Origin of the sequence: Tumebacillus sp. BK434 (assembly GCF_004340785.1) — a bacterium.
In the GTDB taxonomy this organism is placed as follows: domain Bacteria; phylum Bacillota; class Bacilli; order Tumebacillales; family Tumebacillaceae; genus Tumebacillus_A.
The window spans coordinates 186,470-212,405 of sequence record NZ_SLXS01000001.1; the positions used below are offsets into that span (position 1 = coordinate 186,470).

Annotated in this window: 18 protein-coding genes; 16 read left to right on the forward strand and 2 right to left on the reverse strand. The window is 58.0% G+C overall.

Going from position 1 to position 25,936, the window contains the following annotated elements; all coding sequences use genetic code 11:
• Nucleotides 1–9: 9 nt before the first annotated feature.
• The 15 genes from EV586_RS00980 to EV586_RS01050 all read left to right on the forward strand — a co-directional run bounded on the left by EV586_RS00980 (nucleotide 10) and on the right by EV586_RS01050 (nucleotide 21,976).
• Nucleotides 10–1,758, forward strand: coding sequence for a phage tail sheath family protein (locus EV586_RS00980; protein ID WP_132943223.1), 1,749 nt, complete (start codon nucleotides 10–12; stop codon nucleotides 1,756–1,758).
• A gap of 31 nt (nucleotides 1,759–1,789) precedes the next feature.
• Nucleotides 1,790–2,224, forward strand: a complete 435-nt coding sequence (locus tag EV586_RS00985) for a phage tail protein (RefSeq protein WP_087457978.1) — start codon at nucleotides 1,790–1,792, stop codon at nucleotides 2,222–2,224.
• Between the two features lie 88 nt (nucleotides 2,225–2,312).
• Complete coding sequence (locus EV586_RS00990) at nucleotides 2,313–2,690, forward strand: phage tail assembly protein (protein WP_132943224.1); 378 nt, start codon at nucleotides 2,313–2,315, stop codon at nucleotides 2,688–2,690.
• A gap of 32 nt (nucleotides 2,691–2,722) precedes the next feature.
• Nucleotides 2,723–2,884 (forward strand): DUF6760 family protein, encoded by a 162-nt coding sequence (locus tag EV586_RS00995; protein ID WP_232463355.1) that lies wholly within the window; start codon nucleotides 2,723–2,725, stop codon nucleotides 2,882–2,884.
• 18 nt (nucleotides 2,885–2,902) lie between these two features.
• A complete protein-coding gene (locus EV586_RS01000) occupies nucleotides 2,903–3,346 on the forward strand; it encodes a phage tail protein (RefSeq protein WP_132943225.1) in 444 nt (147 codons plus the stop codon).
• A gap of 5 nt (nucleotides 3,347–3,351) precedes the next feature.
• Nucleotides 3,352–9,027, forward strand: a complete 5,676-nt coding sequence (locus EV586_RS01005; protein WP_132943226.1) for a hypothetical protein — start codon at nucleotides 3,352–3,354, stop codon at nucleotides 9,025–9,027.
• Between the two features lie 33 nt (nucleotides 9,028–9,060).
• Entirely contained in the window at nucleotides 9,061–9,693 is a 633-nt protein-coding gene (locus EV586_RS01010; RefSeq protein WP_132943227.1) for a CIS tube protein, read from the forward strand.
• A 6-nt stretch (nucleotides 9,694–9,699) separates the two neighbouring features.
• Nucleotides 9,700–10,812, forward strand: coding sequence for a phage late control D family protein (locus tag EV586_RS01015; RefSeq protein WP_132943228.1), 1,113 nt, complete (start codon nucleotides 9,700–9,702; stop codon nucleotides 10,810–10,812).
• Nucleotides 10,809–11,537: a phage baseplate assembly protein V gene (locus tag EV586_RS01020; protein WP_132943229.1), complete on the forward strand. Its 729-nt coding sequence runs from the start codon at nucleotides 10,809–10,811 to the stop codon at nucleotides 11,535–11,537. The genes EV586_RS01015 and EV586_RS01020 overlap by 4 nt, the downstream gene beginning before the upstream one ends.
• A gap of 44 nt (nucleotides 11,538–11,581) precedes the next feature.
• Nucleotides 11,582–11,983 (forward strand): GPW/gp25 family protein, encoded by a 402-nt coding sequence (locus EV586_RS01025; RefSeq protein ID WP_132943230.1) that lies wholly within the window; start codon nucleotides 11,582–11,584, stop codon nucleotides 11,981–11,983.
• A gap of 26 nt (nucleotides 11,984–12,009) precedes the next feature.
• A complete protein-coding gene (locus EV586_RS01030; RefSeq protein WP_132943231.1) occupies nucleotides 12,010–15,072 on the forward strand; it encodes a putative baseplate assembly protein in 3,063 nt (1,020 codons plus the stop codon).
• Between the two features lie 31 nt (nucleotides 15,073–15,103).
• Nucleotides 15,104–17,353 (forward strand): putative baseplate assembly protein, encoded by a 2,250-nt coding sequence (locus EV586_RS01035; protein ID WP_132943232.1) that lies wholly within the window; start codon nucleotides 15,104–15,106, stop codon nucleotides 17,351–17,353.
• A gap of 30 nt (nucleotides 17,354–17,383) precedes the next feature.
• The gene (locus tag EV586_RS01040; RefSeq protein WP_132943233.1) at nucleotides 17,384–19,489 is read left to right on the forward strand and encodes a phage tail protein; all 2,106 of its coding nucleotides are present in this window, start codon (nucleotides 17,384–17,386) and stop codon (nucleotides 19,487–19,489) included.
• 24 nt (nucleotides 19,490–19,513) lie between these two features.
• The gene (locus EV586_RS01045; RefSeq protein WP_132943234.1) at nucleotides 19,514–21,208 is read left to right on the forward strand and encodes a hypothetical protein; all 1,695 of its coding nucleotides are present in this window, start codon (nucleotides 19,514–19,516) and stop codon (nucleotides 21,206–21,208) included.
• 12 nt (nucleotides 21,209–21,220) lie between these two features.
• Nucleotides 21,221–21,976, forward strand: a complete 756-nt coding sequence (locus tag EV586_RS01050; protein ID WP_243652891.1) for an eCIS core domain-containing protein — start codon at nucleotides 21,221–21,223, stop codon at nucleotides 21,974–21,976.
• 26 nt (nucleotides 21,977–22,002) lie between these two features.
• Here EV586_RS01050 and EV586_RS01055 read toward each other — a convergent pair whose 3' ends face one another.
• Together EV586_RS01055 and EV586_RS01060 are read right to left on the reverse strand one after the other, a co-directional pair.
• Nucleotides 22,003–23,682 (reverse strand): MORN repeat-containing protein, encoded by a 1,680-nt coding sequence (locus tag EV586_RS01055; protein WP_132943235.1) that lies wholly within the window; start codon nucleotides 23,680–23,682, stop codon nucleotides 22,003–22,005.
• A gap of 2 nt (nucleotides 23,683–23,684) precedes the next feature.
• Complete coding sequence (locus tag EV586_RS01060) at nucleotides 23,685–24,071, reverse strand: DUF4280 domain-containing protein (RefSeq protein ID WP_132943236.1); 387 nt, start codon at nucleotides 24,069–24,071, stop codon at nucleotides 23,685–23,687.
• A gap of 127 nt (nucleotides 24,072–24,198) precedes the next feature.
• Between EV586_RS01060 and EV586_RS01065 the strand changes: the two genes are divergently transcribed.
• Nucleotides 24,199–25,926 carry a TolC family protein gene (locus EV586_RS01065; protein WP_132943237.1) on the forward strand — a complete coding sequence of 576 codons (1,728 nt, stop codon included), beginning with the start codon at nucleotides 24,199–24,201 and terminating at the stop codon, nucleotides 25,924–25,926.
• Nucleotides 25,927–25,936 lie beyond the last annotated feature (10 nt).

A 25,936-nucleotide genomic window follows, 5' to 3' on the forward strand; every position in this document is an offset into this window, starting at 1 on the left:
AGGGCTTCGATGCCAGAGTACAAAACGCCTGGAGTTTATGTGGAAGAGTTTGACAGTGGCTCAGTGCCGATGGAAGGCGTCAGCACCAGCACCGCAGGCTTTATCGGCTGCGCACAGCGCGGACCGACGGTAGGGGTGCCGCAACTGGTCACCAGCTTTAACGATTTCCGCCGCATTTACGGGAGCTATCTGTCGGAGAACCAGTACGGGGATTCCCGTTACCTGTCCTACGCGGTAGAGCACTTTTTCCTGAACGGCGGGGGGCGCTGCTTCGTCATGCGCGTGGTGCCGGCCGATGCAGTGGCTGCGACCAACCTGACGGAAGAAAACAAGGAGACCTTGGCGCTGCATGTGGAAGCGAAAAACCAAGGGGCCTGGGGCAACCAAGTTCGCGTTGTCATCGGCAGCAACAACAAGGCGAAGACCAAGATCACCGCACTGGTGGAAGACGGCCAGCCGAAGTACCAGCTGAAGAGCGCCGACGGCTTTTTTGCAGGCGACATCGTCGTCTACACCGACGCGGAAGGCAACAAGCAGTATAACAAAGTCGTCTTCGCTAAAGACGATGTGATCACCCTCGCCAAGCCGTTGGAAGGCGACGTGGTCGACACCGACCTGATCCCGAAGAAGACGATCCAGACCTGCGAGTTCTCCGTGGAAGCGTTCTACGGCGACGAGGCGGAGAAGTTTGAAAACCTCTCCTTCAACGTCGAAAGCCCGCACTACGTGGTCAACGTCCTCGGCAAGTCGAACCTGATCGCTGTGGAAGACCTGTTCCGCACTCGTCCGGAGACGGAAGAAGTGCAAACTCCGTTCCAAGTGATCACCGGCCGCATCGATGACGGTACGACGTTTGACATCGTGCTGACTCAAGGCACCGACGGCAACCCGCGCGCGATGGTCGCTTCCGACTTCAATGGCGTGGACAACGGCCCGGGCAAGCGTACCGGTCTGGCGTCGTTCGTCGACAACGATGAAGTGGCGATCCTGGCGATCCCGGGCATCACCGACCCGAACGTGCAGCTGAACCTCGTGGCGCACTGTGAAAACCTGAAGAGCCGCTTCGCCGTGCTCGATCTGCCGAAAGAGACGACGAAGATCGAAGATGTGAAAACGCACCGCAACTACTTCGACTCTTCCTATGCGGCGCTGTACGGCCCGTGGCTGCAAGTGTTCGACCCGCTGGAAAAGCGCAGCAACTTCATTCCGCCGTCCGGCTCGGTCGTCGGCATCTACTCCCGTTCCGACACGACCCGCGGCGTGCACAAAGCACCGGCGAACGAAGTGGTGCGCAACTGCACCGGCTTGTACTGCCAGTACAACAACGCGGAGCAGGCGTCGCTCAACCCGATCGGCGTCAACCTGATCCGCTCGTTCACCGGTCAAGGCATCCGCGTCTGGGGCGCTCGCACTCTGTCCTCGAACGGTCTTTGGAAATACATCAACGTGCGCCGTCTGTTCATCTTCGTCGAGCAGTCGACGTTGCGCGGCACAAACTGGGTCGTCTTCGAACCGAACGACGAGCCGCTCTGGGCGCGCGTGCACCGCACGATGGACGTGTTCCTGACCGGCGTATGGCGCTCCGGCGCACTGGTCGGCGCAGCGCCGGGTGAAGGCTTCTACATCAACATCGGCCGCACGACGATGACGCAGGACGACATCGACAACGGCCGCCTGATCTGCGAAATCGGCATCGCGCCGGTCAAACCGGCCGAGTTTGTCATCTTCCGCTTCACGCAGAAGACGAGCGACAACTAATCCTACAATTTGGTAAGAAGGAGGTAGAGGTATGTCTGACCGTAAAGACCCGTACCGCAAGTTTCGATTTAAAGTGGAATATGACGGCATCGTATCGGCCGGTTTCAGCGAAGTGTCCGGTTATGACGCGTCTGTAGACGTTGTCGAGTACCGTGAGGGCACCGAAGTCACCACCCCGCGCAAACTGCCGGGCCTGACCAAGTACGGCAACATCACGCTCAAGCGCGGGATGACCGACAACATGGAGCTGTTCAACTGGATCTTCCAGTACATCGAAAAAGGCGAGATCGTGCGCAAATCGATCACGATCACCGTGATGGACGAAAAAGGCGCCGATGCGGCCGCTTTCCAGATCATCAACGCGTGGCCGATGAAGTACACCGGCCCGGACCTCAACGCAACGGCGTCCGAAGTGACGATCGAGTCGCTTGAGATCGCGCATGAAGGTATGAAGCGCACGAAGTAATTTTTGGCAGGGCACTTGTTTTTGGGGAACAGGAGGGCCGTTTTGTCCTCTTGTTCTCCCTACTCATTTATCCGGGAGGAACTGACCGATGGCATTCCAGACTGAATACGAATTTATTCTTCCGAAGGGTTATGTCGATGAAGAAGGCACCTTGCACAAGCGCGGCGTGATGCGTTTGGCGACGGCAGCCGATGAGATTCTTCCGATGCGCGACCCGCGCGTGCAGTCCAATCCGGGCTACCTGACGATCATTTTGCTGTCCCGCGTGATCACCCGCCTCGGCGACCTGACCATGATCGATACGCGCACCGTGGAGAAGTTTTTCACCGCCGACCTGGCATTTTTGCAAAACTTCTACCGTCAGATCAACGAGGGCGAAGGCGTGCAGGTGAAGACGGTGTGCCCGAAATGCGATCATGAGCATGAGGTCGACATGGCTTTTCTTCCGGGGCCGAGCGGAGCATAACCTTATATCCCGTCGACAAGATCTATGAGGAAGTGGGCTTCATCGCTTATTATTTCCACTGGCCGCATGATGAGATCATGTCGATGGATCACCGCGAGCGCCGCCGCTGGTGTGATGAAATCTCGCGGATCAACCGCAATCTGAACGGGGAGAAGCCTAGTGACAACCCGTTCGATATCTTTGGCGAGTTTTAGGGATAGAGGTGACTTCGGGTGGCCCAGATCAAACCGCGCAACGTTGTGGCCGGGTTTCGGTTCAAAGTGGAGCTGGACGGAATCCAGGTGGCCGGGTTCAGCGAAGTGTCCGGCCTGCAGGCAGAAATCGAATATGAAGAGTATCAGGAAGGCGGCGTGAACATTTTTGTGCACCGTTTTCCGAAGCATACGAAGTATCCGGCACTCGTGCTGAAGCGCGGCGTGAGCAACGGCGATGAGCTGTGGAAGTGGTTCCTCGACACGCGCGACGGCAAGATCTCCAAGAAGAGCGGCGCGGTGATCATGTATGACAAAAAGGATCACGAGCTGTGCCGCTGGACGTTTGTCAACGCCTACCCTGTCAAGTGGGGCGGGCCGGAGCTGAATGCGAACCAGAGCAGTCTGGCGATCGAAACGATTGAGCTTGTGCATCAGGGAATCAAGTTTATCAAAGGAAAGTGACAGCGATGAACGTGCTGCAACCGTTTGAACTGTATCGTGTCCAAAGCGGCCTGCTGACGCCCGATTTTGCGCAGGGGATCTTGGGGAAGTACGGCTTTTCCCATGAGGATTACCTGGGGCTGTTGCGGTTGGTGTTTCGTGAATTGGAACTGTTGGAAGCGGAAGAGGGCAGCCCGGAGATCGCCGAGCTGCTGGCGCAGCTGCGCGGGCAGATCGAACTGCTGCAGCGGCAGAACAGGACGACCTCGCAAACGGTTGAGACCCTGAACAAGGGAGCATTTGCGAAAGGGATTCAGAATGAAATCGGGGTGTTGAAGCACTCGGTCACGAAGCTTTTGACAGGGAGTGTTTTGGCGCCGGTACAGATTTTCTATACGAACACGGGCGATGTGTCGATGCAAGGGGTACGCCAGAAGCTGCAGACCCTGTTGCAACAAGCGCCGGCGCAAGCGGCGCAGCGCATGACCCTGCTGTCCCGGACGGGGCAGTTGACCACCGCTTTGTATCAGGCACAGCGCGGTTTGCAGAACGATGGAACGGCGCGTACCGTGCAGGATACGCTGCGGACGCTGTTGCATGATCATCAGACGATGCAAGAGCGGCTGGACCGCACAGAGCTTGAGGCAGAGCGCGGGGAACAGGTGCTGAAGAGCGTTTCCAAGTACCTGAGCCGCCATGTGCAAGTGCTGCAGCCGTATGTTGACTTGACTCAGCAGCTGGCGCGGCATGGCGCGGTCACCAAAGCAGAGCACAACCAGGAAGCGGGCCAAAGCCTGCGTCCTGATCCACATATGGCCATCCCGGTGCGGGAGGCGCTGCGCATCGTGACGCAGCAGCACCCGCATCTGCTGGATGTGCGTCCTTATTCGAACTACTTCACCAGCCAGCACCACATCAGCCGCCAAATGGCGGGGCACCTGACCCTGCAGAACCTGCTCGGCCTGCAGCCTGTGGCGAGCCTAAAACTTACCGATACCCGCCGCCACGCGGGACTGACGGCAGGAAGGGCAGATGTGCCCATCGACCACCTGCAGGCAGGGGATCTGGCGGGTCAGCGCGGGACTGCTGAATTGTCTTCGGTCACCCAACTGGTGAACGGGTATGGTACTGCGGAGTTGTCTTCAGTCCGCGAGCTGGTGAAGAAATATGGTGTGACCGAATTGTCTTCGGTCAGCCAACTGGTGAACCAGCACGGCGCTGCTGAATTAATTTCGATCAGCGAGCTGGTAAACCAGTACGGCGCTGCTGAATTGACATCGATCAGTGAACTGGTAAACCAGTACGGCGCTGCAGAATTGACTTCGATCAGCGAGCTTGTGAACCGATATGGCGCTGCAGAATTGACTGCGATCAGTGAGCTTGTGAACCGATATGGCGCTGCAGAATTGACTGCGATCAGCGAGCTTGTGAATCAGCACGGTTCTGCAGAATTGACTGCGATCAGCGAGCTTGTGAATCAGTACGGTTCTGCAGAATTGACTTCGATCAGCGAGCATTTGAAACGATATGGCGCTGCAGAATTGATTTCGATCAGCGAGCTTGTGAACCGGTACGGCGCTTCTGAATTGACTTCGATTAACGAGCTTGTGAATCAGTACGGTTCTGCAGAATTGTCTTCGATCAGCGAGCTTGTGAACCGGCATGGTGCTGCAGAATTGTCTTCGATTAGCGAGCTTGTGAATCAGTACGGTTCTGCAGAATTGTCTTCAATCAGCGAGCTTGTGAACCGGCATGGTGCTGCAGAATTGTCTTCGATTAGCGAGCTTGTGAACCAGTACGGCGCTGCAGAATTATCTTCAGTCAGCGTGCTTGTGAACCAATATGGCGCTGCAGAATTATCTTCTGTCGGCGAGCTTGTGAACCGGTACGGTTCTGCAGAATTGTCTTCGGTCAGCGAACTGGTGAATGAGTATGGAGCCGCTGAGCTGGCCACGGTCAGCCAGTTGGTGAACGAGTACGGGGCGGACAACCTCGTGCAGATCAGCCAGCTGATCCAGGAAGTGGGCGTCACCGAGATGTCCCGCGTCAACCAGATGGTCAAAGAGCACGGGGCGAATGAACTGGTGCAGATGAGCCGGTTGATTCAGGAGTTTGGCGCGTCCGAAATCACCCGTGCCAGCCAGATGGTCAACGAGTACGGGACGAATGAACTGGTGCAAATAAGCAACTTGATCCAAGCGTTCGGCGCGACTGAACTCTTGCAGGTCAGCCATCTGCTGCAGGACCTGAAAACGGTCAACGGCGCTGTGGAGACGCTGCGCTCGGCCGACCTGGCGAGTGTGAACCGGCTGTTCCACGAACTGGCGGCGACCGAAGTGAACGAAGTGAACCGCTTGATCGACCGGCTGGCGACGACCGATTTGACCGGTGTCAGCCAGCTCATTCACACGCTGGGCACGACCGATCTGACCGTCCATCAGATGATCGATGCGTTGCGGGCAACCGATCTGACGCATGTGCACCGATTGATCAATGAAATGGCGCCCGCAGAGTCTGTGCTGCTCAGCCAATTTGTTGAAACGCTTTCGAACACCAACATCACGCAAACCAGCCGTCTGATCGCCCAGCTTCACACGGCAGTTCTGACCGACGCGGCCGATTTGGTGGACACGCTGCGCGCGACCGACCTCAGACAGGCGGGCCGACTGATCAACACGCTCTCGGCAACCGACGTGGGGCAGATCACGCAGCTTGTGAACCAGTTTGCGGAAGCTTCTGCAGGCGACGAGTTGAGTGCTGCAACTCTTGTTTATGCCAATCGTACGACACGAGACGGCGATCTTAATGAAGCGGAAGCACGTTCTGCCGACGACTCGCAGATCGTCACCCACATTTCCAAGCTGTTGCAAGATGTGCGTACGAGCGACATCGCGCAGATCACCCACCTGCTGCAAGAGCTGCGCACCGTCGAGGCGTCCAGTTTGATGAAGCGCCTGCACCAGTTGAACCAAATGCCGATCGCGGAAGCGGATGCGCAGTTGCGCGAACTGGCCGCAGTTGAGATCACACAAGCGGCGACGTTGGCTGCTCAGCTCAACTCGACGAGCCTGATCAATGCCACGAAGCTGATCAACTTGCTGAACCGAACGGAGATCACAGACGCTGCGACGCTGACGAAGCTGTTCACCTCCACCGAAATTCAGAATGCAACCAGCCTGATCCAAGCGCTGAACACAGCAGATGTGCCTGGCGTGAATCGGCTGATCCATACACTGCGCAACACCGAAAGCATCATTCAGGCCGCCAGCCTGATCAATACCTTGAGCGTCCCGAATATGACCCGTGCGACTGAACTGCTCAGCACTTTGAGCAAGGCCGAAGTCGTGCGCACCGCCGAGTTGATCCAACTGGTGTCTCGCCCTGAAGTGGCTAAAAGCACCGAGATCCTTGCGACATTGACCGCGGGCGACTTGAAGCTGTTCTCAACACCAGAGGTGATCCGCACCGCCGAGTTCCTGTCCACGCTGACGACAACAGAAGCACTCCATGTGACTGAGGTGCTGGCAACTCCAAGCAGACTCGCCGATGCGGCCCAACTGATTCATACCTTCAGCACTTCCGGACAGGAGATCGCAACGCTGCTCGAAACGAAACTCCTCGCCGATGAACGTGTCATGCGTTTCATCACCGGAACGAGCCAACTGAACAAACTGCTCACGTCCGAAAGTGAAGCGAGTCTCCTCAACATCGTCAACCAATTCAGCAGGCAGCGCACGGCTGACCAAGAGTCCAGCCCGTGGATGACCACGAACCAGTTGGAGACTGAGGCGAACTTCAACTTCATGTCGTCGATGAGCAAGCTCCACCTACTGAGCAAGGAAACTGAAACGAGCCTCGTCAACGTCACCAAACAGCTGAGCACACCACTCAGCTCAGAAAGTGCAGCAAATCTCATCACTGCAGTACAGGCACTAAGAAAACAACTCAACTCGGAAACCGATACCAACCTGATCACGGCCATCACTCACCATAACAAGCAGCTCATTACCGATACCGAAACCAACCTAAGCAACCTCACGAGTCAACTGAGCAAGCAGTTTCGTACAACGAGTGAAACAGACCTGATCAACCTCACGCACCACCAAAGCAAGCAACTCCTTACTGAATCCGAAACCAACTTGAGCAACATCACGAATCAAGTAAGTAAGCAACTCAGTAAAGCAAACGAAACAAACCTGATCACCACGACGCACCATCTTAGCAAGCAACTCCTTACCGAAACTGAAACCAACCTGAGCAACCTCACGAATCAACTAAGCAACCAACTCAGTAAAGCAAACGAAACAAATCTGATCACCACGACGCACCATCTTAGCAAGCAACTCCTTACCGAAACCGAAACCAACCTTAGCAACATCACGAATCAACTGAGCAACCAACTCAGTAAAGCAAACGAAACAAATCTGATCACCACGACGCACCATCTTAGCAAGCAACTCATTACCGAAACCGAAACGAACCTGAGCAACCTCACGAATCAACTGAGCTATCAACTCAGAACAGCAAGTGAAACCAACCTGATCACCACCACGAACCATCTTAGCAAGCAGCTCAACACTGAAAACGAAACCAACCTGAGCATGCTCACGAGTCAACTGAGCAAGCAACTCAGTTCAGCAAGTGAAACTAGCCTTCTTACCACCACGCAACACCTCAGCAAGCAACTCGTTGCCAAAAACGAAGCTAACCTGAGCAACCTCACGAATCAACTGAGCAAGGAGTTTAGCACTGCAAGCGAAACCAACCTGATCAACACCACGCACCACCTAAACAAGCAACTCGTTACTGAAACCGAAACGAACCTGAGCAACCTCACGAATCAACTGAGCAATCAACTCAACACAGCAAGCGAAACCAACCTAGTCACCACCACGCACCACCTAAACAAGCAACTCCTTATCGCAATCGAAACGAACCTGAGCAACCTTACCAGTCAACTGAGCAGACAGGTCAGCACTGAAAACGAAGCGAACCTGAACCATCTCACACGACAACTGAACAACCAAATGAGTACCGGTCACAGCACCGATTTCATGACCACGGCGAACCTGACCAAGCGGCTCACAAACGAGAGCCTCAACAATCTCATCACCACCACGAGCCAATTGACCAGCCAGCTCGCCGCCGAAACGACAAGCGCACTCAGGCAGTTTCATCGCCTCGACATACAATCGCAAGACCGCGCAGGCGGCATTTCGCGACTTGGTGCAGGGCAGCGGGACATCACCACGCTCGCCAACACGCCGATGCTCACCAACCGGGCACAGCATCAGCAGTCCCCGGGCATCGTCACCCAAGCCAAGACCCTGCCCACTACGCTGACCCAGTTGCTGCCCAACGCGGCACAGCTTGACGACAACCCGGACGTCCACCGCGAAGCGGATCAAGACGCCGCGTCAGCTCCCTTCCAGGCGGAGCAGTCGTTCACCCTGCGCCACCCGCAGCAGCACGAATCGCCCGCGATGGACTACCGCAAACAACCCGAGCAGGAACCGGCCCAACAGTCCCAATCGGCCCCGACTTCTGCGGTGCCGGCCACACCGGCACCGGATACAAGCGAAGCCGTTCATCCAGCCAAAAACAACCCGCTCGCCGCGCTCGACATGGACGAACTGGTCGACCATCTCTACCGCGAGCTGGAAAAACGGATCGAATTCGAACGCTCCGTCCGCGGCCTCTAACCGCGATCATCATTAGGAAAGGAAGGAACGGCCATGACCACCAAAGCAGTCATCGAAGTTTTAACCGGCGGCCAAAAGGGCACCAAGATCAAAGTTCTGTTCAACCCGAACAACTACTCCCTCGATCACGGCAACCAGTTCGCCTGGCACACCATTCCCGGCCTTTCCATGCCGATCGCGCAGTTCGTCTCCGGCCAGACGCCGTCCCTGTCGATGGAACTGTTCCTCGATTGCTACGGTGAAAGCGCCGACGCCGACGTCCGCGACTATACCAAGCAGATCGCCGGACTCCTCGCCGTCGACAAAGACCTGCACGCTCCGCCGATGGTCAAATTCGTCTGGGGCTCGCTCAAGTTTCAAGGCATCATCGAGAAGCTCAACCAGAAATTCACCATGTTCTCCAACAAAGGCAACCCCGTCCGCGCTACTTTAAACGTCACTTTCAAAGCGGTCTACGGGGTCAAAGAGCAATTTCAGGACATCCCGCGCCAATCGGCCGACCGCACCAAACAAAAGCTGCTCCGCCAAGGCGACGCGCTCTGGATGATCGCAGCCGAAGAGTACGAAGACCCTGGCAAATGGCGCGAAATCGCCAGAGCCAACGGCATCGACAACCCGAAAAAGCTCGAAACCGGACGCACCCTGACCATCCCGCGATTGGAGTGATGAAGCATGCCGCCGAAAATCAAGCTCGACAGCTCGACCTGCACATTTGAAGACCTTGAATCCAAATACGGCAACTTCTTCGCCCCCGCTTTTCTGATCAGTGTGGACGGCAAAGACATCGTGCGCCAAGGGGCGGCCGTGACCACCGTCTCCGTCACCCAAAGCATCGAAAAAGCGAACAGCTTTACCTTCACCGTCAACAACGCCTACAACTGGGTGTCCCGCGAATTCGACTGGCAGGACACCTTCGTTCTCGGCAACCCGGTCGAGATCAAAATGGGCTATGTCGACAAATTGGAGACCCTGTTCTACGGCCTGATCACCAACGTGTCCTACAACTATCCGTCCGGCGGAACACCGACGATGACCATCAACGGCATGGACTACTCCTACGTCATGATGCGCGGCAAAGGCGATGCCACCCCCAACTCGTGGGAGAAGAAGATGAACAGCGACGTCGTCAAAGAGATTGCACAAAAATATTCCCTGTCCGTCTCCAACGTCGAGTCGACGAACAAAGTGAAAAACAAGATCGACCGCCAAGGACAGGACGATTACAACTTCATCAAAAAGCTGGCCGGAGAGACGTTCTACGAATTCTTCGTGCTCAGCAAAGACGTCTACTTCCGCAAGCCATACCAAAACAAAACGCCGATCACCACGCTCGTCTTTGGCAAGAACCTCAAGTCGTTCTCCACATCGATGAAGCTCGATTTCCAGATCAAAAAGTTTGTTGTCACCGGCTACGACCCGAAGGAAAAAAAGCAGCTCAAAGCGGAATCGAAACCGATCAAGCCGGTCAACTCCAATACCTCGACCGGCGAAGACCTGCTCGCCACCTTCGCCGCCGACAACAAAGTCAGCTATCTGAACACCAACCTGTCCGACTTGAGCGAGCTGCAGACGATCGCCGACGCACAGGCGCTGGAAGCGTCGATGCGGCTGATCTCCGGCAGCGGCGAGTCGATCGGCTTCCCGGAGCTGATCGCCGGACGGTTTCTGAAACTAAACGGCCTCGGCGCCCGGTTCAACCAGCCGATGTATCTGCGCACCGTCACACACAAGATCGGCACGTCAGGCTATGTCACTACATTCGAAGTAGCGGGGAATGCAGTATGATCAATTCGTGGACAGCAGCACCTTCCCATACCGAGGCGCGCAACTACGTGCATGGCGTCGTGCGCGCGCTCGTCACCGACAACAAAGACCCGGAGAATCTCGGGCGCGTCAAACTGAAGATCCCGATCCGCGAAGGCGAAGAAGTCACCGAGTGGGCGTACATCGCTACCTTGATGGCGGGCAAAGAGCGCGGCTCCGTCTTCGTTCCGGAAGTTGACGACGAAGTGCTCGTCGCCTTCCACAACGGCGACATGGCTGAGCCCTACGTGATCGGCATGCTTTGGAACCCGAAAGACAAGCCGCCAGCCTATGATGCTGAAAAAAACAACCTGCGTCGCATCGTCTCCCGCGCCGGGCACGAGCTCACGTTTGACGACAAAGACGGCGAAGGCAAAATCACGATCAAAACGGCCAAAGAGCACCTGATCGAGATCGACGACAAAGCGGAGACCTTGACCATCTCCGACGGCAAAAGCAAGAACTCGATCGTCATCACCGGCGGCGACTCCGGCAAGATCACGATCGACTCCGGCGGCGGACAAGCCAAGATCACCTTGACCGCGCAAGGCGACATCAACATCGAAAGCGCCAAAGCGGTCAAAGTCAAATCGACGCAAGTCAACCTCGAAGCGTCCGGCATGATGGGCCTGAAAGCGACCGGCAACCTCACGCTCGAATCGAGCGCCATGGTCACGATCAAAGGCACGATGGTGAAAATCAACTAGGCGGATGAGCGACCAGATCAAGCAAAACAGAGAGGATGGAACCCATGGGAAAAAGCTTTCTCGGGCGCGGCTGGAAATTTCCGGTCGTCGTCGACCCGGCCACCGGGCGCATCGCCATGTCGGAGTTTGAAGACGACATCGCCGAAGCGGTCCGCATCATCCTCTACACGGCAAAAGGCGAACGGGTGATGCGCCCCGACTTCGGCTGCGGCATCCACGAGTTTCTGTTTGAAACGACCGACGCGACCACCTTGTCGCTGATGGAAGCATCGGTCGAAGAAGCGATCACGCGCTGGGAGCCGCGCGTGCACGAAGTGGACGTCAAGATCACCCAGGAACTGCACGATGAAGGCAAGCTGCACATCAGCGTGTCCTACCGCGTGCGCACGACCAATAACCTGTACAACCAGGTCTATCCGTTCTACATGCATGAAGGCACCAAATAAGCAACCGGAGGAAGGGAGGGGAGAGCATGCTGCCACCCAGAATTGACGAGCGCACCTTGCAGGATCTGGTTGCGCGAATGAAAGAGATGGTTCCGTATTACACGCCGGAGTGGAGATTCTCCCCGAGCGACCCCGATGCAGGCGCGGCCCTGTTCTACATGTTTGCGGAGATGTACCTGCAAAATGTCGAACGCTTAAACCGCGTCCCGATGAAAAACTTGATCGCCTTTCTCAACCTGACCGGCCTGGCGCAGCTGCCGGCCAGCCCGGCGACCGGCTATGTCACCTTTACGCTGAGCACCGGCACCCCGCAGCCCGTGCTGATCCCGACCGGCACCGCCTTGCTCGCCGCAGCGGCGGACGGCGGTGACGCGATCCCGTTTGAGACGGCCGCGCCGCTGCTCGTCACCCCGGCCCGCCTCGTCGAGACTTGGCTGACATCGACCGAGCAGGACCGTATCCTGCGCCTGACGCCAAGCCCGGAGCAACCGGCGCTCTTGTATGATTTCAGCGGCGGGGAGAACCTGCAGTCGCACAGCCTGTACCTCGGGCACCGCGATCTGTTTACCGCCACCCAGCCGGCGGTGATCGAGCTCGATTTCTACCACTCGGCCGCCCGCAACCTGGAGAAGTCGTACGGCGAGAAGCTTGCCGATCCGGCCGCTCTCGAATGGTCGTATTACGGCGAACTGGGCTGGGAACCGTTCGATGTGGTCAGCGCAAAAGGCAACCGCCTGCTGCTGACGAAAAACAAAGTCCGGTCGATCGTCCTGCACGAGCTGCACGGGATCGAAAACCGCTGGATTCGCTGCCGCCTGAAACCGCAGATGCTGGACAAGGTGACCAGCGCCGAGCAGCCGCTGTTGATCGATGCCTTGCACGTCAAAACCAACTACCTCGACGCCAACCGCGAAGGCGGGATCGCGCCCGAGCTGCTTTTTTTCAATGACATTCAGGTCGATCCGGCCGCCTGTTATCCGTTTGGCGAGCATTTCGCGCCGTTTGCTCTGTTCTACGTCGGCAGCCAGGAAGTGTTCACCAAGCGGGACAGCGTCGTCACGATGACCTTCCGCCTGCAAGCGGTGCCGCATCGCCTGCTGCCGGAAGAGGAGCAGAAGATCGACTGGAAAATGGTGATGAAAGAGAGCGATTTTGACAAGCCGAAAGTACATGAGACATCGGTGCTGCACGTGATCTGGGAATATTGGAACGGCAACAGCTGGGTGCGGCTGTTCCATCATAAAGAGTATGAGGAGATCTTCTATCGCCCGAGCGAGGCGGGTGTGGACAAAGTGCTGCAGTTCACCTGTCCTGCCGACATGGCCGACACGATGGTCAACGGGCATCAGGCGCGCTGGATTCGCGCCCGCGTGCTGCAGGTCGAGAACCTGTACACGAACAACCCGGTCTACCTGTCGCCGAAGATCGAGAACCTCCGCCTGCAGTACAGCTATTTCCCCGATGCGGGCTTCCCGGTCGAAAGCTGCCTGACCCAAAACAACATGGAAGTGGCCGACCGCACGTCCCAAGTCTGGCATGGCCAGACGCTGTTTGCGCCGTTCGCCGGGCTCGAAGGCACTTATCCCGCGTTTTACATGGGATTTGACCAGGCGCCGCGCAAAGGGCCGATCCAGATGTACTTCTCGATGAAGGGCCAGCCGGTCTCCCGTTCCTCCGAATTACCGCTGATCGAGTGGGAGTATCTGCGCTATGGCCCGGCCGGGCCGGAGTGGGCTCCGTTAAAGACGATCGACGAGACGCTGGGCTTCACTCGCAGCGGCACGGTGCAGTTTGCCGGCCCGACCGATTTTGTCAAAAGCAACCGCTTCCAAAGCGAGCTGTACTGGATCCGCGCTTTGAACCGCGACGGGCAGTTCGAGCGCAAAGCGCGAGCGCACGGCCCGCGCCCGCATCTGGCCGGCATCCACCTGAACACGACAAAAGTGATCCAGCAAGAGTCGGTCCGCCGTGAAGTGCCGAAAAAAGTCCACGTCAGCGACACCGAAGCGCACTTCCATCTGGAAAACCGGCCCGTCTTCTCCGAAGAAGTCTGGGTCGACGAGACGGGTCGCTTGAACGAGCTCGACCTGAACGCCTTGCTGGAGCAGGACGCAACGGCGACCGAGGTGATCCGCGACTCGGGCGGCAACATCCTGCAGCTTTGGGTGCGCTACAGCGCCGTGGAGCATTTTGACCAGTCTGCTGCGGACGACCGCCACTACCTGCTCGACCGCTCCAGCGGGGTGTTGCGCTTTGGCGACGGGGTGCACGGCAAAGCCCTGCCGAACAACGGTCCGGAGCCGGTGATGGTGCATTACAAAAAGATCGCCGGCAAGCGCGGCAACGTCGAAGCAGGCCGGATCACCCAACTCCAGCAGTCGATCGCCTTTGTGCAGGAAGTGTCCAACCCGGAGCCTGCTGGCGGCGGCAGCGACATCGAGCCGCTGAAAGCGACGCTGCAGCGTGGCCCGCAGACGGTGCGCCACTGCGACCGGGCGATCACTGCGCAGGACTACGAATGGCTGGCGCGACAAGCGTACCATGACATCGCCAAAGTCAAATGCCTGCCCGGCTACAATGCCCGGATGGAGCGGGAGAACGGCTGTATTACGCTGGCTGTGCTCGGCAGCGGCGGCGAAAACGGGCGACCGTTCTTCCCGCAATTAAAGCGCAAAGTCGAAGAGTACCTGGCCGAGCGCTCGGCGAACACGATCGCCATGGCGACGCGCATCACCGTGATCGAGCCGGTCTACCTGGAGATCTCGATCTTCGCCCAGCTTGCCGTCACATCGATGGACCAGATCGTTCCGGCGGAGCTCATGGCGGTGCAAAAGCTGAATCGCTTCCTCGATCCCTACACCGGCAACTATGACGGCAAAGGCTGGGAGATCGGGCAGCAGATTCACGCGTCCGTCTTCTACGGACTCCTGAAGGCGGTGCCGGGTGTCAATCACGTCAAGAAGCTGTCCCTGACTGTGCACAAAGTGGAAGACCGCACCCGCACCGAATTGACGCTGGAGGAAGCGATCCGCATCCAGCACGGGATCGTGATCAACGGCAAACATCAGATCGAAATGGACCTGCTGTAAGGCAAAATTCGAAACAAAAGGTGGTGAGCCCATGCTTCCGTTGCCAAACTTAGATGACCGCCTGTTTGATGAGATCGTGGCCGAAGCCCGCAAGATGATTCCCAAGCTCAGTCCGCAGTGGACCGACGAGAACCCGCATGACCCGGGGATCACGATGCTCGAACTGTTCTCGCACCTCTCGGAGATGCAGCAATACTACCTGAACCGCGTCACCGTCAAAAACGAGCTGAAGTTCCTGCGGATGATGGGCATCCACCTCCGGCAGGCAGAATCGGCCAAAGTGGACGTGTCGTTTGCCGAGGCGGCAAAACCGCAATGGATGCCGGTCGGGACGAAGCTGCGCGGCTTGAACGAGCCGTTTGAGACGACCGAACGGCTGTTGCTGGTGCCTGCACAGATCGACCGCGTGCTGGTCGCTGCGCAGGCGGAGATGTCCGACCATTCCTCGGCCAACGAACACGGCAAAGTCGGCTACTTCGCTTTCGGCTCCGGCGCCAAGCAGGGCAGCCGCCTCTATCTCGCCTTTGACAGCCGGCTGCCGGTCGGCCTGCCGATCACGCTGACGTTCGATCTGGTCAACAACTACCAAGTGCCGATCAATCCGACCGCCGATGGGGAGGACGAACAGATTCCGCCGGCCAAGATCTCGTGGAGCTACTCGGGGATCGATGAAAGTGTGGAGAGCCGGCCGTTGCGCCTGCTGCCGCTCCCCGTCGAGCGCGATGACACGCTGCACCTGTCGCGCAGCGGGCGCATCACGTTCACCGTACCGAAAGCGATGGCCGGCATGCGCATCCATCCGGCGAACGACAAAGACCGCTACTGGATCTGTGCCACGCTTGAAGAGCCGGGCTATGAGCTGCCGCCGAAAGTGGACAAAATTCTGCTGAACACCGTCCAGACGGTGCACCGCGACACGCGCTGTCAGATCCTGTCCTTCGACGGCACCGGTGAGATGTACCAGGAAGAGGTCGTCCATGGCTATCTGCCCTTTTACGGCGACGTGGAAGTGCAAGTTGAAACGGAGACCCCGGGCCTCTGGCGCATCTGGCAACAGGTCGAAGACCTGACCCGCTACGGCCCGGATGACGCCTGCTGCGTGCTGTACCGGGACGAGCAGAAAGACTGCTGCTACCTGCGCTTCGGAAACGGCGAGCACGGGATGATCCCGACAGCCGGCCCCGGCACGATCCGCGTGATCGCAGCGGAGCAGAACTTCCGCGAAGAGATGCTGATCGGAAGAAGCAACGGGTTGCCCGGCCAGCACTTTCAAGTCGCAGGCTCGCCGATCCTGCCCCAATCCCTGCGCCTGCAGGTTGCCGTGCAGGAGGCGAGCGGTGAGTGGCTGTGGCAGGACTGGACACGGGTCGATGACTTTGAACATTCCGGCCCGGACGACCGTCACTACGTGCTCGACCCGGGCAGCGGCGAGATCTATTTTGGCAACAGTGAGACCGGGCAGATCCCCGACGTCGCGGAGCATGACAACATCCGGCTCATCGCTTTGCAAGTGGGCGGCGGTGAGCGCGGGAACGTGCAGCGCCGCCTGATCACGCAATTTGCCCGCCCGGAAGCGTTTGGCACGATCACCGTCATCAACCACGATTTTGCCAAAGGCGGGGCGGAGCGCGAGACGCTGGAGGAGGCGAAAGCGCGGATGCGCCGCGAACTGAAACAGCCGACGCGGGCGGTGACCTGCGAGGATTTTGAAAACATCGCCCTCGCCACGCCGGGACTGCGCGTTGCGCGCGCCAAAGCGGTGCCGCTCTACCAGGTCGGCCTGAAAGGCTACCCGCAAGAGCAGGCCCCGGCACAGGTCACGGTCGTCGTCGTGCCGTACAGCGAAGATCCCAAGCCGCTGCCGAGCAAAGGCTTTCTCAGCACCGTGCAGAGCCACCTCGACCAGCACCGGCTTTTGACGACCGAAGTGCACGTCGTGCCGCCCGAATACGTCAAGATCACTGTGCAGGCGGTTGTGGTCGTCACCCCGGACACGAAAGACATCGCCGCCCGGATCAACACTGCGCTACACAAGCATCTCGATGTGCTCGACAACTCCGATCCGAACAATGGCTGGGATTTCGGGCGCGCCGTCTACAAAGGTGACATCTACGGCATCATCAACCAGATGACCGGCGTTGAATATATTCAAACGCTGTGGTTCGAAGCGGAAGGCGCCGGGGTGCAGAAAGACCCGAGCGGCGACATCCTGTTGCCGCCACACGGACTGGTCTACTCCGGCAACCATCAGATCGAACTGGTGTCCCGAACGGACGTGTAAAACAAGCGGGCGAAATGGAGGTGATTCCCGTTGTACGTCGACACGACCTTTTTCTCCTTAAACCGGCTGGCCGATTGGAAAAAAGGCGCCTTGCATAACTTGAGCATCACCGAGCGGGGCGTGCAGATCGCGCGCTCGGAGCGCTACGGCTTCTATCATACGATCCGGCTGGAACACATCGAGGGGCTGCGCGGCCTGTCCGACCTCGCGCTCGGCGAAAACGACAAGCTGTATCTGCTCGACCGGGCGGCGAACGTGTTCCTCTACGATTATGTCAACGATTACGCAGACCTCATCTTCCGCTCCGGGCACGGCCATTTCTCGCCCCGCGCCAAACTGACCCGCGTCGGCAGCCACCTGCTGATCGCCGAGCGGGAAGGGGAGAACCGCCTGGTCGCTTACTCGCCGGGTACCGGGCAGGCGGTGTGGCGGATGAACCATTACAACGGCATCCCCGTCCATCCGCTGGCGATCACGACCGACCGCCAAGGCGACGCTTATGTGCTGCTGCCGCTCGACCCGGTGCAAGTCTCAACCGGCCACGAAGCGACCGACCACTCTTTTTACGGCGTGCTGAAAGTCAACTCGGGAGGCATCCCGCTGCACTTGTTCCAGCACCACACGCTGGTGATCCCCAAAGCGGCCGGGCTGCACAAGCTGCAGGAGCGCTTTCACATCACGGTCGGCCCGGACGGCAAGCTGTACATCCTTGACGGGTACGAACGGGAAGTGACCACCTTCCATCCGGACGGCGCGTATGAAAAGCGTTCGCGCATCCAGATGTACGGCGGCGCCCCTTCCGGCATCGGGGTCGATCCGCACGGTGCGATCTACATCGGCGACAACCATCCGATCGAGCAGGCGTGGGAAGACAACCGCTTCGTTCTGCAATTCCTCGCCGATGGCAGTTATGTCGACGAGGTGTCCGGTTTCCGCGGCCAGGCGATGAAGCTGCTCGCCGGATACGCGCGCAAGATGTACGTCTGGAACGAAGAAGAAAACCTGATCACCGTGCTCGAACAGAAGCGCCGCACCCAGCCGCTCAACAAGCAGGGCCCGCTGAAAGGCGTGTACTTCAGTCAGGCGTTCGACAGCACCGAATCGGAAACTGTCTGGCATAAGATCACCGTCGACAGTGCACTGCCCGAAGAGACGCAACTGCGCATCTCCTATTTTGCGGCCGATCAAAAAGAGCTGCTGCTCGGCGGACAGCGCGTGCAGCTCGACCGGTATCTCCAAGACGGCAGCATCCCGCTGTCGGCGAAGCTGTCCCAACTGGACGAGCTGTTCTCGACACCGATCATCAACCCGAAAGACGCGCTCTTGCGGGCGCGGGGGCGCTACATCTGGTTCAAGATCGAGTGGAGCGGCAATGACCGCAAGTCGCCGCTCTTGCGCAAGCTGCGCGTGTACTTCCCGCGCCATTCCTATCTGGACTACCTGCCCGGCGTGTACCAGTCCGACCCGGGAAGCCGAGATTTTCTGGAACGGTATCTGTCCTTGTACGGCACTTTCTTCGACGAGATGGAAGAGACGATCGACCATATGTCCCGCTTCTTCGACGTCGATTCCTCGTCAGGGGATCTCCTGAAGTGGCTGGCCACCTGGCTTGGCATCGCCGTCGACGAGCGCTGGAGCGAGGAGCAGATCCGCCGCCTGATGAAAAAAAGCCCCGAGCTGTTCAAAAAGCGCGGGACGCGGCAAGGACTCGCAGAAATGATCGAAGTCTTTACGGGAGAAATGCCTTTGATCGTCGAATATTTTCAGTACAAGTATCTGCTGGAAAAAGCGCAGGTCAAAGAATACATGGAGCAGCTCTACGGCCTTGATCCGTACCGCTTCTGTGTGCTGATCAAGCCCGGTGTCGTGAAGAGCGATGAAGAGCGCAAGATCCTGCAAAAGATCATCGACGAGGAGAAGCCGGCCTTTGCGGAGGCGCAGTTGGTGGTGCTCGAGCCCCGCATCTATCTGGGGACGCACTCCTATCTCGGCCTCAACACCTTCCTGTCTGAGCCGACACTGCTCGTCCTCGACGACCGCACTTCCATGCCGAACAACACCGTGCTGATCGACCTCGACCGCGACAACCGGATCGGCTTGCATACACGTTTGGAACTGGACGCCAATTTAGAATAAACCGGGAGAAAAAGGAGTTTGGAGATGCAAAAATCGCGATTTTATCCATTCGAACGCAATCGTTATTTTTACGGCAAACTGCTGACCGTTCGGGATTTCGAATCGGAGCAGACCTACTTTAACGACAAGCGCCGCCTGCTGAACCGCCTTCTGTACGGCACCGGCGTGATCGCAGGCATGCAGGTCGTCAAAGTCGATGAGCGCTCATTTTCCCTGCAGGCGGGCGTGGCACTCGACCACCTCGGCCGCGAGATCGTCGTGCCGGAGCCGCAGACGTACAACTTGTCGGTCGTGCCGGGGTTTGTGAACAACGGCGAATACAGCAAGTACGTCTACCTCTGCATCGCTTATGATGAAAAAGGCAAAGAGCCGGTCTTTTCTATCGCTAACACGACCGTACGGAAAGATGAGGTCAACGAATACAACCGCATGTTTGAAGGTTACAAAGTGTTTGTTCGCGAGCAGGCGCCTGAGCTGTCAGCTTTCGAGCATCACAATCTGGCGCATACGACAAAAGAGGTGCTCGCCGCAGGCGGCATCCGTATCCTGCACCAAGTGCCGCGCTATGTGCAGGCGGGCAGCGTCTTCGAAGCGAAAGTCATCGTCGAAAAAGCGTTGCAGACTTCCGAGCTGCAACTGGAATTCGAGCTGATGACTAAAGGCTGCGACGCGCAAAACGGCAACAAGCTGGCCTTCAAAGTGCAGGGGAAGAGCGAAACCCGCTCCGAGTTCACCTACCAGCTTCGCGCCCACGACACGCCGGGCCATGATGCGACGGTGGCGATTTTGCCGGAGGGGTCGATGCTTATGGTCGGCAACGAAGTGGTCAAAGTCAGCTCCGTCAGCATCCAAAACATCGAGCTGGCGGCGACTCCGGCCCGCGAGCGGATCCTGGACGAGTATTTTGCCCGCTCGCTCGACAAGGCATTGGAATCGGACAGCGATCCCTGCCTGTATCTGGCCAAGATCCACCTTCAGCAGGTCGGTGCGGTCTTCATGATCGACCGCATTGAAACGGTGCCCTTTGGCGACCACATCTACAACCATTCGCTGCTGACCAACCTCGGTCTCGACAAGCAGCCGGCCTCTCCAGGGGCGATCGGCGGCGCGGCCGCCCCGAACTTCAGCGTGAACTCGGTGGCGGAACGCCTTCCGTCCGATGCCGATCCGAAGCTGGACGTGGCGTACGATCCGTCGAAGCAGGAATTCACCTTCACGCTCGGCGTTCCCGAAGGCAAGCCGGGGCAGGGCGGGGGCGGCACCACCGTCATCAACAAAGGCCATACGCCGAAAACGGCGGCGGGCATGACCGACATTCTGCTCTTCCCGAACCAGCGCTCCGGCAAGATCAACCCGTTTGGCAAAGCGGAGCGCACCTACTACTCGGATGAGATCGAACATGGCCTCGGGGTCGGGAACGTGTTTGTGCAGGCGGGGATCGAAGAGTGCGACTCCCTGCTCAACCAAGGCGATGCGGTGTATTACGGCGACCAGGATGTATTCACAGGCAGCGATCACGAGTCTTTCCTGCCGAAAACGAGCCTCGGCGTCCTCGTCTATCCGAAAAAAGGCACCTTCCGCATCGGATTGAAACTGCATGGCAGCACCGAGATGAGCAAACTGCGCGTCCGCTGGTGGGCGATGCAAGATCCGGACGAACAGGCTGTCGCGCGCGGCCGTTATCAGTCGGAAGCGGCGTCTGCAGACGACGAATTCTAGGAGGAGATCCCAGTGGCCAGACAAATGAACCGAGGCGCCGCCTCGGCCAAAGCAACCACATCCTCAGTCAAACAAAAAAAGACTGCCAGCCAGGAGCAGTCCGCATCGCCTTTGCAAAACACGTTGCTGCAGATGCAGCGCGCCTATGGCAACCAAGCGACCAGCCGCTTCTTAAGCGGGCAGATCCAACGCAAAGCGGCCATCCAGCGCCTGCCGGAGGACGAAGAGGAGCTGCAGTTAAAAGCCGACCCGGCGCAGCGCATGCCTGAGGAAGAGGAGCTCCAGCTGAAAGCAGATCCCGCGCAGCGGATGCCGGGAGACGAAGAGGAGCTTCAGCTCAAGGCCGATCCGGCCCAGCGCATGCCCGACGAAGAGGAGCTGCAGCTGAAGGCGGCCGCCCCGGTGCAGCGCAAATCTGCAGCATCGAACAAGATGCCGGAAGATGTGCAAGCCAAAATGGAGACGGCGATGAACGCCGACTTCTCCGACGTCAACATCCATGTCGGGAGCCAAGCGTCGGACGTCGGCGCGCTTGCCTACGCGCAAGGCAATGACATCCATTTCGCCCAAGGCAAATTCGATCCGCACAGCCAGTCCGGCCAAGAGCTGCTCGGCCATGAGCTGGCCCACGTCGTCCAGCAGCGCCAAGGACGCGTCCAGGCGACAACCTCCGTCGGCGGCCTGCCCGTCAACGACGATCCTTCCCTCGAACAGGAAGCGGACAGCGTCGGCAAGCAGGCGGCGAGCCTCAAGCTTGAAGACAAATAAAAAATCCCTCCACATGGAGGGATTTTTTATTTCATCGCTTTCGTAATCTCGGCCCGTGCGATCACCGACCCATTATATGAGCAATAGTACCAATCGTCACCAATCTCATACACCGTCACATTGCCCGACTTGCGTACTTCCTTGATCGGGGTCACCACAGGCTCATCCTTCGCATCGCCCGTTTTCCCACCGGCCGATGTCTCCGTAGCCTGCCCGGCAGTCGCCGCCTTTTTCACGGCCGCCTGCTTGTCCTTGATCATCTGCTGCAGCTCCGCCAACTGCTCGGAGCCCCACAGCTGCACCGAAGTGACTTTTGCTTCCTTCTGTTTCTCCGGGTCGGGGTCCAGATTGGCCGGGTCCAGCTCCAGCCGGAACAGCATGTTGCTGCCCGCGTAGACCATCTCCAGCGCCGGAGTCCCTTTTTCCGAGATGCGCACGTCGGTCGCCTTGCCGAGCAGTTCTTCCACCTTCTGCGGCGCGAGGTCGAGGAAGCCGGGGTAGAAGGGGTAGCCTTCCTGGAACTGCCCTTTGTACACGACCATGCCCTTCAGATTGTAGCGCTCGCCCGGTCCGTCTTCACGCCCGGCTTTAAACTGCCCCTTGTAGCGCAGATTGCCGTCCGCATCGTACAGCTCGCCTTGACCGTCATACTTGCCGTTAACAAACGCGCCTGTGTACAGCGGTTTGCCTTTCTCGCCGTTCAGCGCGCCGGCACCCTGATACTTCCCGGCCGCGTACTGTCCGGCATACTTCAGCTGGCCATTGCCGTAGTACTCCTTGCCTTCGCTGTTATACTTGCCTTCCTTAAATCCGCCGTCATACAACAGCTTGCCGTCCTTGTCATACAGCTTCCCGGCACCGTGATACTGGCCGCCGGAAAACGTGCCTTCATAGACCTTGTTGCCAGTCTCCGCAAACAGCTTGCCTTCGCCTTCATACACATTGTCCAAGAACAGGCCGTCGTATTTGACCTGTCCGTTAAAATAGTACTCGGTGCCTTTGCCCGCATATTTGTCTTCCACAAACAGGCCTTTGTACATCATCTTGCCGTCCTGATAGTACATCGTGCCGTCGCCGCTCATCTTGCCGTTTTTGAACTGGCCGGAATAGCGGATGTCGCCGTCGGTGTAAAAGGTCGTGCCTTCGCCGTTGTACTGATCATCTGCGAAGTTGCCTTTGTAAACCACTTCGCGCATGGCATTGTACTTCTCTCCGGCGCCGTGCATCTTGCCGTCTTTCATCTCGCCTTTGTACAGCACATCGCCGTTGCTGGCGTACACCGTGCCGCTGCCGGTGAACGTGCCTTTCTTCAGGTCGCCTTCATAGATCAGCTTGCCGCTTTCGTCGACCACTTTGCCATAACCTGAATACTTCGCCACTTCCTTCGAGTTCACCACAAACACGTTCCGCCCCAAGAGTTCGCGCAGGAAGGAAGGCGGATTCAGATACAAGAACTGATAGGCCAAGATCCCAAGCGCGACAGACACGATCAAGATCATCAAAATCAGCCGTTTCGCCACATAGCGCCTGCCGAAGCGCACATAGTTTTTCAGCGACTGCTCTTTGGGGGACAGCATCGCTTCCACCTTGGCTTGGATCGCTTTCGGCAGGTTCGTCACCGCGGCGATCGCTTTTTGCACGGCGGTCCGGACCGGGGTGATCACCGGCTTCACAATCATGTCGGAAAGCTGCATCAACATTTTCATGACTACGGCACCTGGATCGTCTGCTGGCCGGGCTGGGTGATCTGTATCACGCCGCCCCAGTTGCACATCAGCTTCGACGAATTGTTCAAAGCGGGCATGTTGCCGATCTGCACCGTCGGGCTGCCCGGAGCCCAAGGAGCGGCCGTCACCGGAATGCAGGGCATCGGCGTCAGCACGCCCATCGCTGCAGCAGTTGCGGAAGCCACGGTCGGATTGGCCATCGACTGGCACATCCCGAACGGCAATATGTTCACCATCGGCTTGTTGTCCATAATGTTGGCGATCGGCATCGCCGTCAGCACTTTATTAACAGGGAGCACCATCAGTGCGCTCGGTGCAGCGCCAAAACTGCACTGCATTTGAGCGCCCCCGCATACCACAAATCCCATTGCACTCTCTCCTTTATTTCTCCTCTTCTAAATGTATCATAAGTTCTGTCCTTATTGTTCTTAAATTAGATACTAGAGTAGAGGAAAGTGTAGTAATATTGAACTACGAGTCAAGAATCCTACAGGAGTGGTTCATATTTTAATCATTCATAAAAGAACAGCTGCCATCGCCCTGCTCACCGCCCTGATGCTGGCCGGACAAGCTGCGTTGCCGATCATGCCGCAGCACAGCGTCGTGCAGGCTGCAGCCGCCCTGTCGCTGAAAGACCTGACGGCGCGCACCGTCCAAGTCAGCCCTGATCTCAAAGACCTGAACAGCAACCTGCAGAAAAAGAAGCACGAGCTGACCCAAGCGTATCAAGCGGTGCTGATCCAAGCCGAAAAAGACGCCAGCAAGCACGCCAAAGAGCACAGCTTGAGCCGCGACATCGACCTCGGCACGAAGATCCCCAACGCACAGCTTGAAGTCAAAAAAGCAGAACGCGAGCTCGAAAACAAGCGCCTTGCCGTGGCCCTTGAGATCGAACAGCTCTATATAACCGCCTATCAGGCCCAACTCGGCGTTCGAAAAGCGCAGACCGCGCAGAAAAAGGCGGAGACCAAAGTCAACGACCTGACCCAAAAAGCGGTCTTCGGCTATGCCAAGCTGGAAGACGTCGCAGCGGCCAAAGCGGAGCTGGAAACGGCCGTCTCCGCCGTCACCATCGCGCAGCTCAGCTTCAAGTCCAGCCGCAACGAGCTGGGACAGAAGGTGAGCCTGGATCTCGACGGCGATTTCACATTCAACGTCCCGCGCCAGTATGCCCAGCTCAACCAAACGACGCTCTGGCAACTGATCGACCGCGCCGAGAAGACCGACTTTGCACTGTGGAAAGACACCGAAGCCCGCCGGCTCGCCGAAGCGAAAGTCAACCTCGTCCGCCAGCTGTACCGCAACAAGTTTGGCGCTGCGGCGATGCAGATCCTGGAGGCCACCTACGGCGGCACGCAAGAGACCGACTACAGCGCGTTTATGGTCAAATACAATGAGCTGGCCGCGAACATCGACGCCAAATGGAAAGGCAAGACGTGGATTCTCGTCTTTTCCTTGCCCTTCCTGAAATACGTCCCGAAAAAAGAGCTGCAAGGCGAGTATGAAGGCATGCGCTACTTCGAAGATATGCAAAACGCCCTACCTGTCGCGATGCTCGACGCTGACAAAGCCCGCTTGAAAGAAAGCGATTCCCGCCAAAAGCTCGCCGCCAAGATCAAAACATCTTACCTCGGCGTCAAGCAGGCCGAGTCGACCTACATCCTGGCGATGAAGGCGCTCGACAAGGCGAAGCAAGACACCAAGAAGGCGGAAGAGAAGAAAAAGTTCGGCATGATCAAGCAGGAAGAGCTCGACGCCGTCAAAGCGCTGGAAGAGCAAGCGAACGAAGTGGTCACCTCCACCTTCCTCGCCTACAAGCTGTCTCTCTCCAAGCTCGACCTCGACACCTCGGGCGGAGTGGCCTATCGCAACGGCAATCTGCCGTATCAGGTGGACAGCGGACTCGACCCGCTGATCAAGCCGCCGGCCCCCGATCTGCTGCTCGGCGGCTGGAAGCTGGAGCCGGCCGCAGAAGGCATGACCAGCAGATTCACCCTCGTCGACCTCAAGGGCGGCTACAAGCCGACGCATTTCAGCCTGCATTCCAAGAAGAACGGCAAGCAGATCGGCGAGCGCACGGCGATCACCGACGAGCTGCTGCACTTGAACCTCGCGTTCAGCGACACCGGCGATCTGTACGTCGTCTTCTACAACGGGGACAAAAAAATGGACGAAGCCGATCTCGACGGTTACGCGCCGAAAGGGACTTTGACCAAGAAGTAAAAGGAGAATC

Bases quoted from the DNA above. Each gene is read 5' to 3' on its own strand.
- EV586_RS00980 (WP_132943223.1), top strand. From the start codon at position 10: ATGCCAGAGTACAAAACGCCTGGAGTTTATGTGGAAGAGTTTGACAGT.
- EV586_RS00985 (WP_087457978.1), top strand. From the start codon at position 1,790: ATGTCTGACCGTAAAGACCCGTACCGCAAGTTTCGATTTAAAGTGGAA.
- EV586_RS00990 (WP_132943224.1), top strand. From the start codon at position 2,313: ATGGCATTCCAGACTGAATACGAATTTATTCTTCCGAAGGGTTATGTC.
- EV586_RS01005 (WP_132943226.1), top strand. From the start codon at position 3,352: ATGAACGTGCTGCAACCGTTTGAACTGTATCGTGTCCAAAGCGGCCTG.
- EV586_RS01010 (WP_132943227.1), top strand. From the start codon at position 9,061: ATGACCACCAAAGCAGTCATCGAAGTTTTAACCGGCGGCCAAAAGGGC.
- EV586_RS01015 (WP_132943228.1), top strand. From the start codon at position 9,700: ATGCCGCCGAAAATCAAGCTCGACAGCTCGACCTGCACATTTGAAGAC.
- EV586_RS01020 (WP_132943229.1), top strand. From the start codon at position 10,809: ATGATCAATTCGTGGACAGCAGCACCTTCCCATACCGAGGCGCGCAAC.
- EV586_RS01025 (WP_132943230.1), top strand. From the start codon at position 11,582: ATGGGAAAAAGCTTTCTCGGGCGCGGCTGGAAATTTCCGGTCGTCGTC.
- EV586_RS01030 (WP_132943231.1), top strand. From the start codon at position 12,010: ATGCTGCCACCCAGAATTGACGAGCGCACCTTGCAGGATCTGGTTGCG.
- EV586_RS01035 (WP_132943232.1), top strand. From the start codon at position 15,104: ATGCTTCCGTTGCCAAACTTAGATGACCGCCTGTTTGATGAGATCGTG.
- EV586_RS01045 (WP_132943234.1), top strand. From the start codon at position 19,514: ATGCAAAAATCGCGATTTTATCCATTCGAACGCAATCGTTATTTTTAC.
- EV586_RS01055 (WP_132943235.1), bottom strand. From the start codon at position 23,682: ATGAAAATGTTGATGCAGCTTTCCGACATGATTGTGAAGCCGGTGATC.
- EV586_RS01060 (WP_132943236.1), bottom strand. From the start codon at position 24,071: ATGGGATTTGTGGTATGCGGGGGCGCTCAAATGCAGTGCAGTTTTGGC.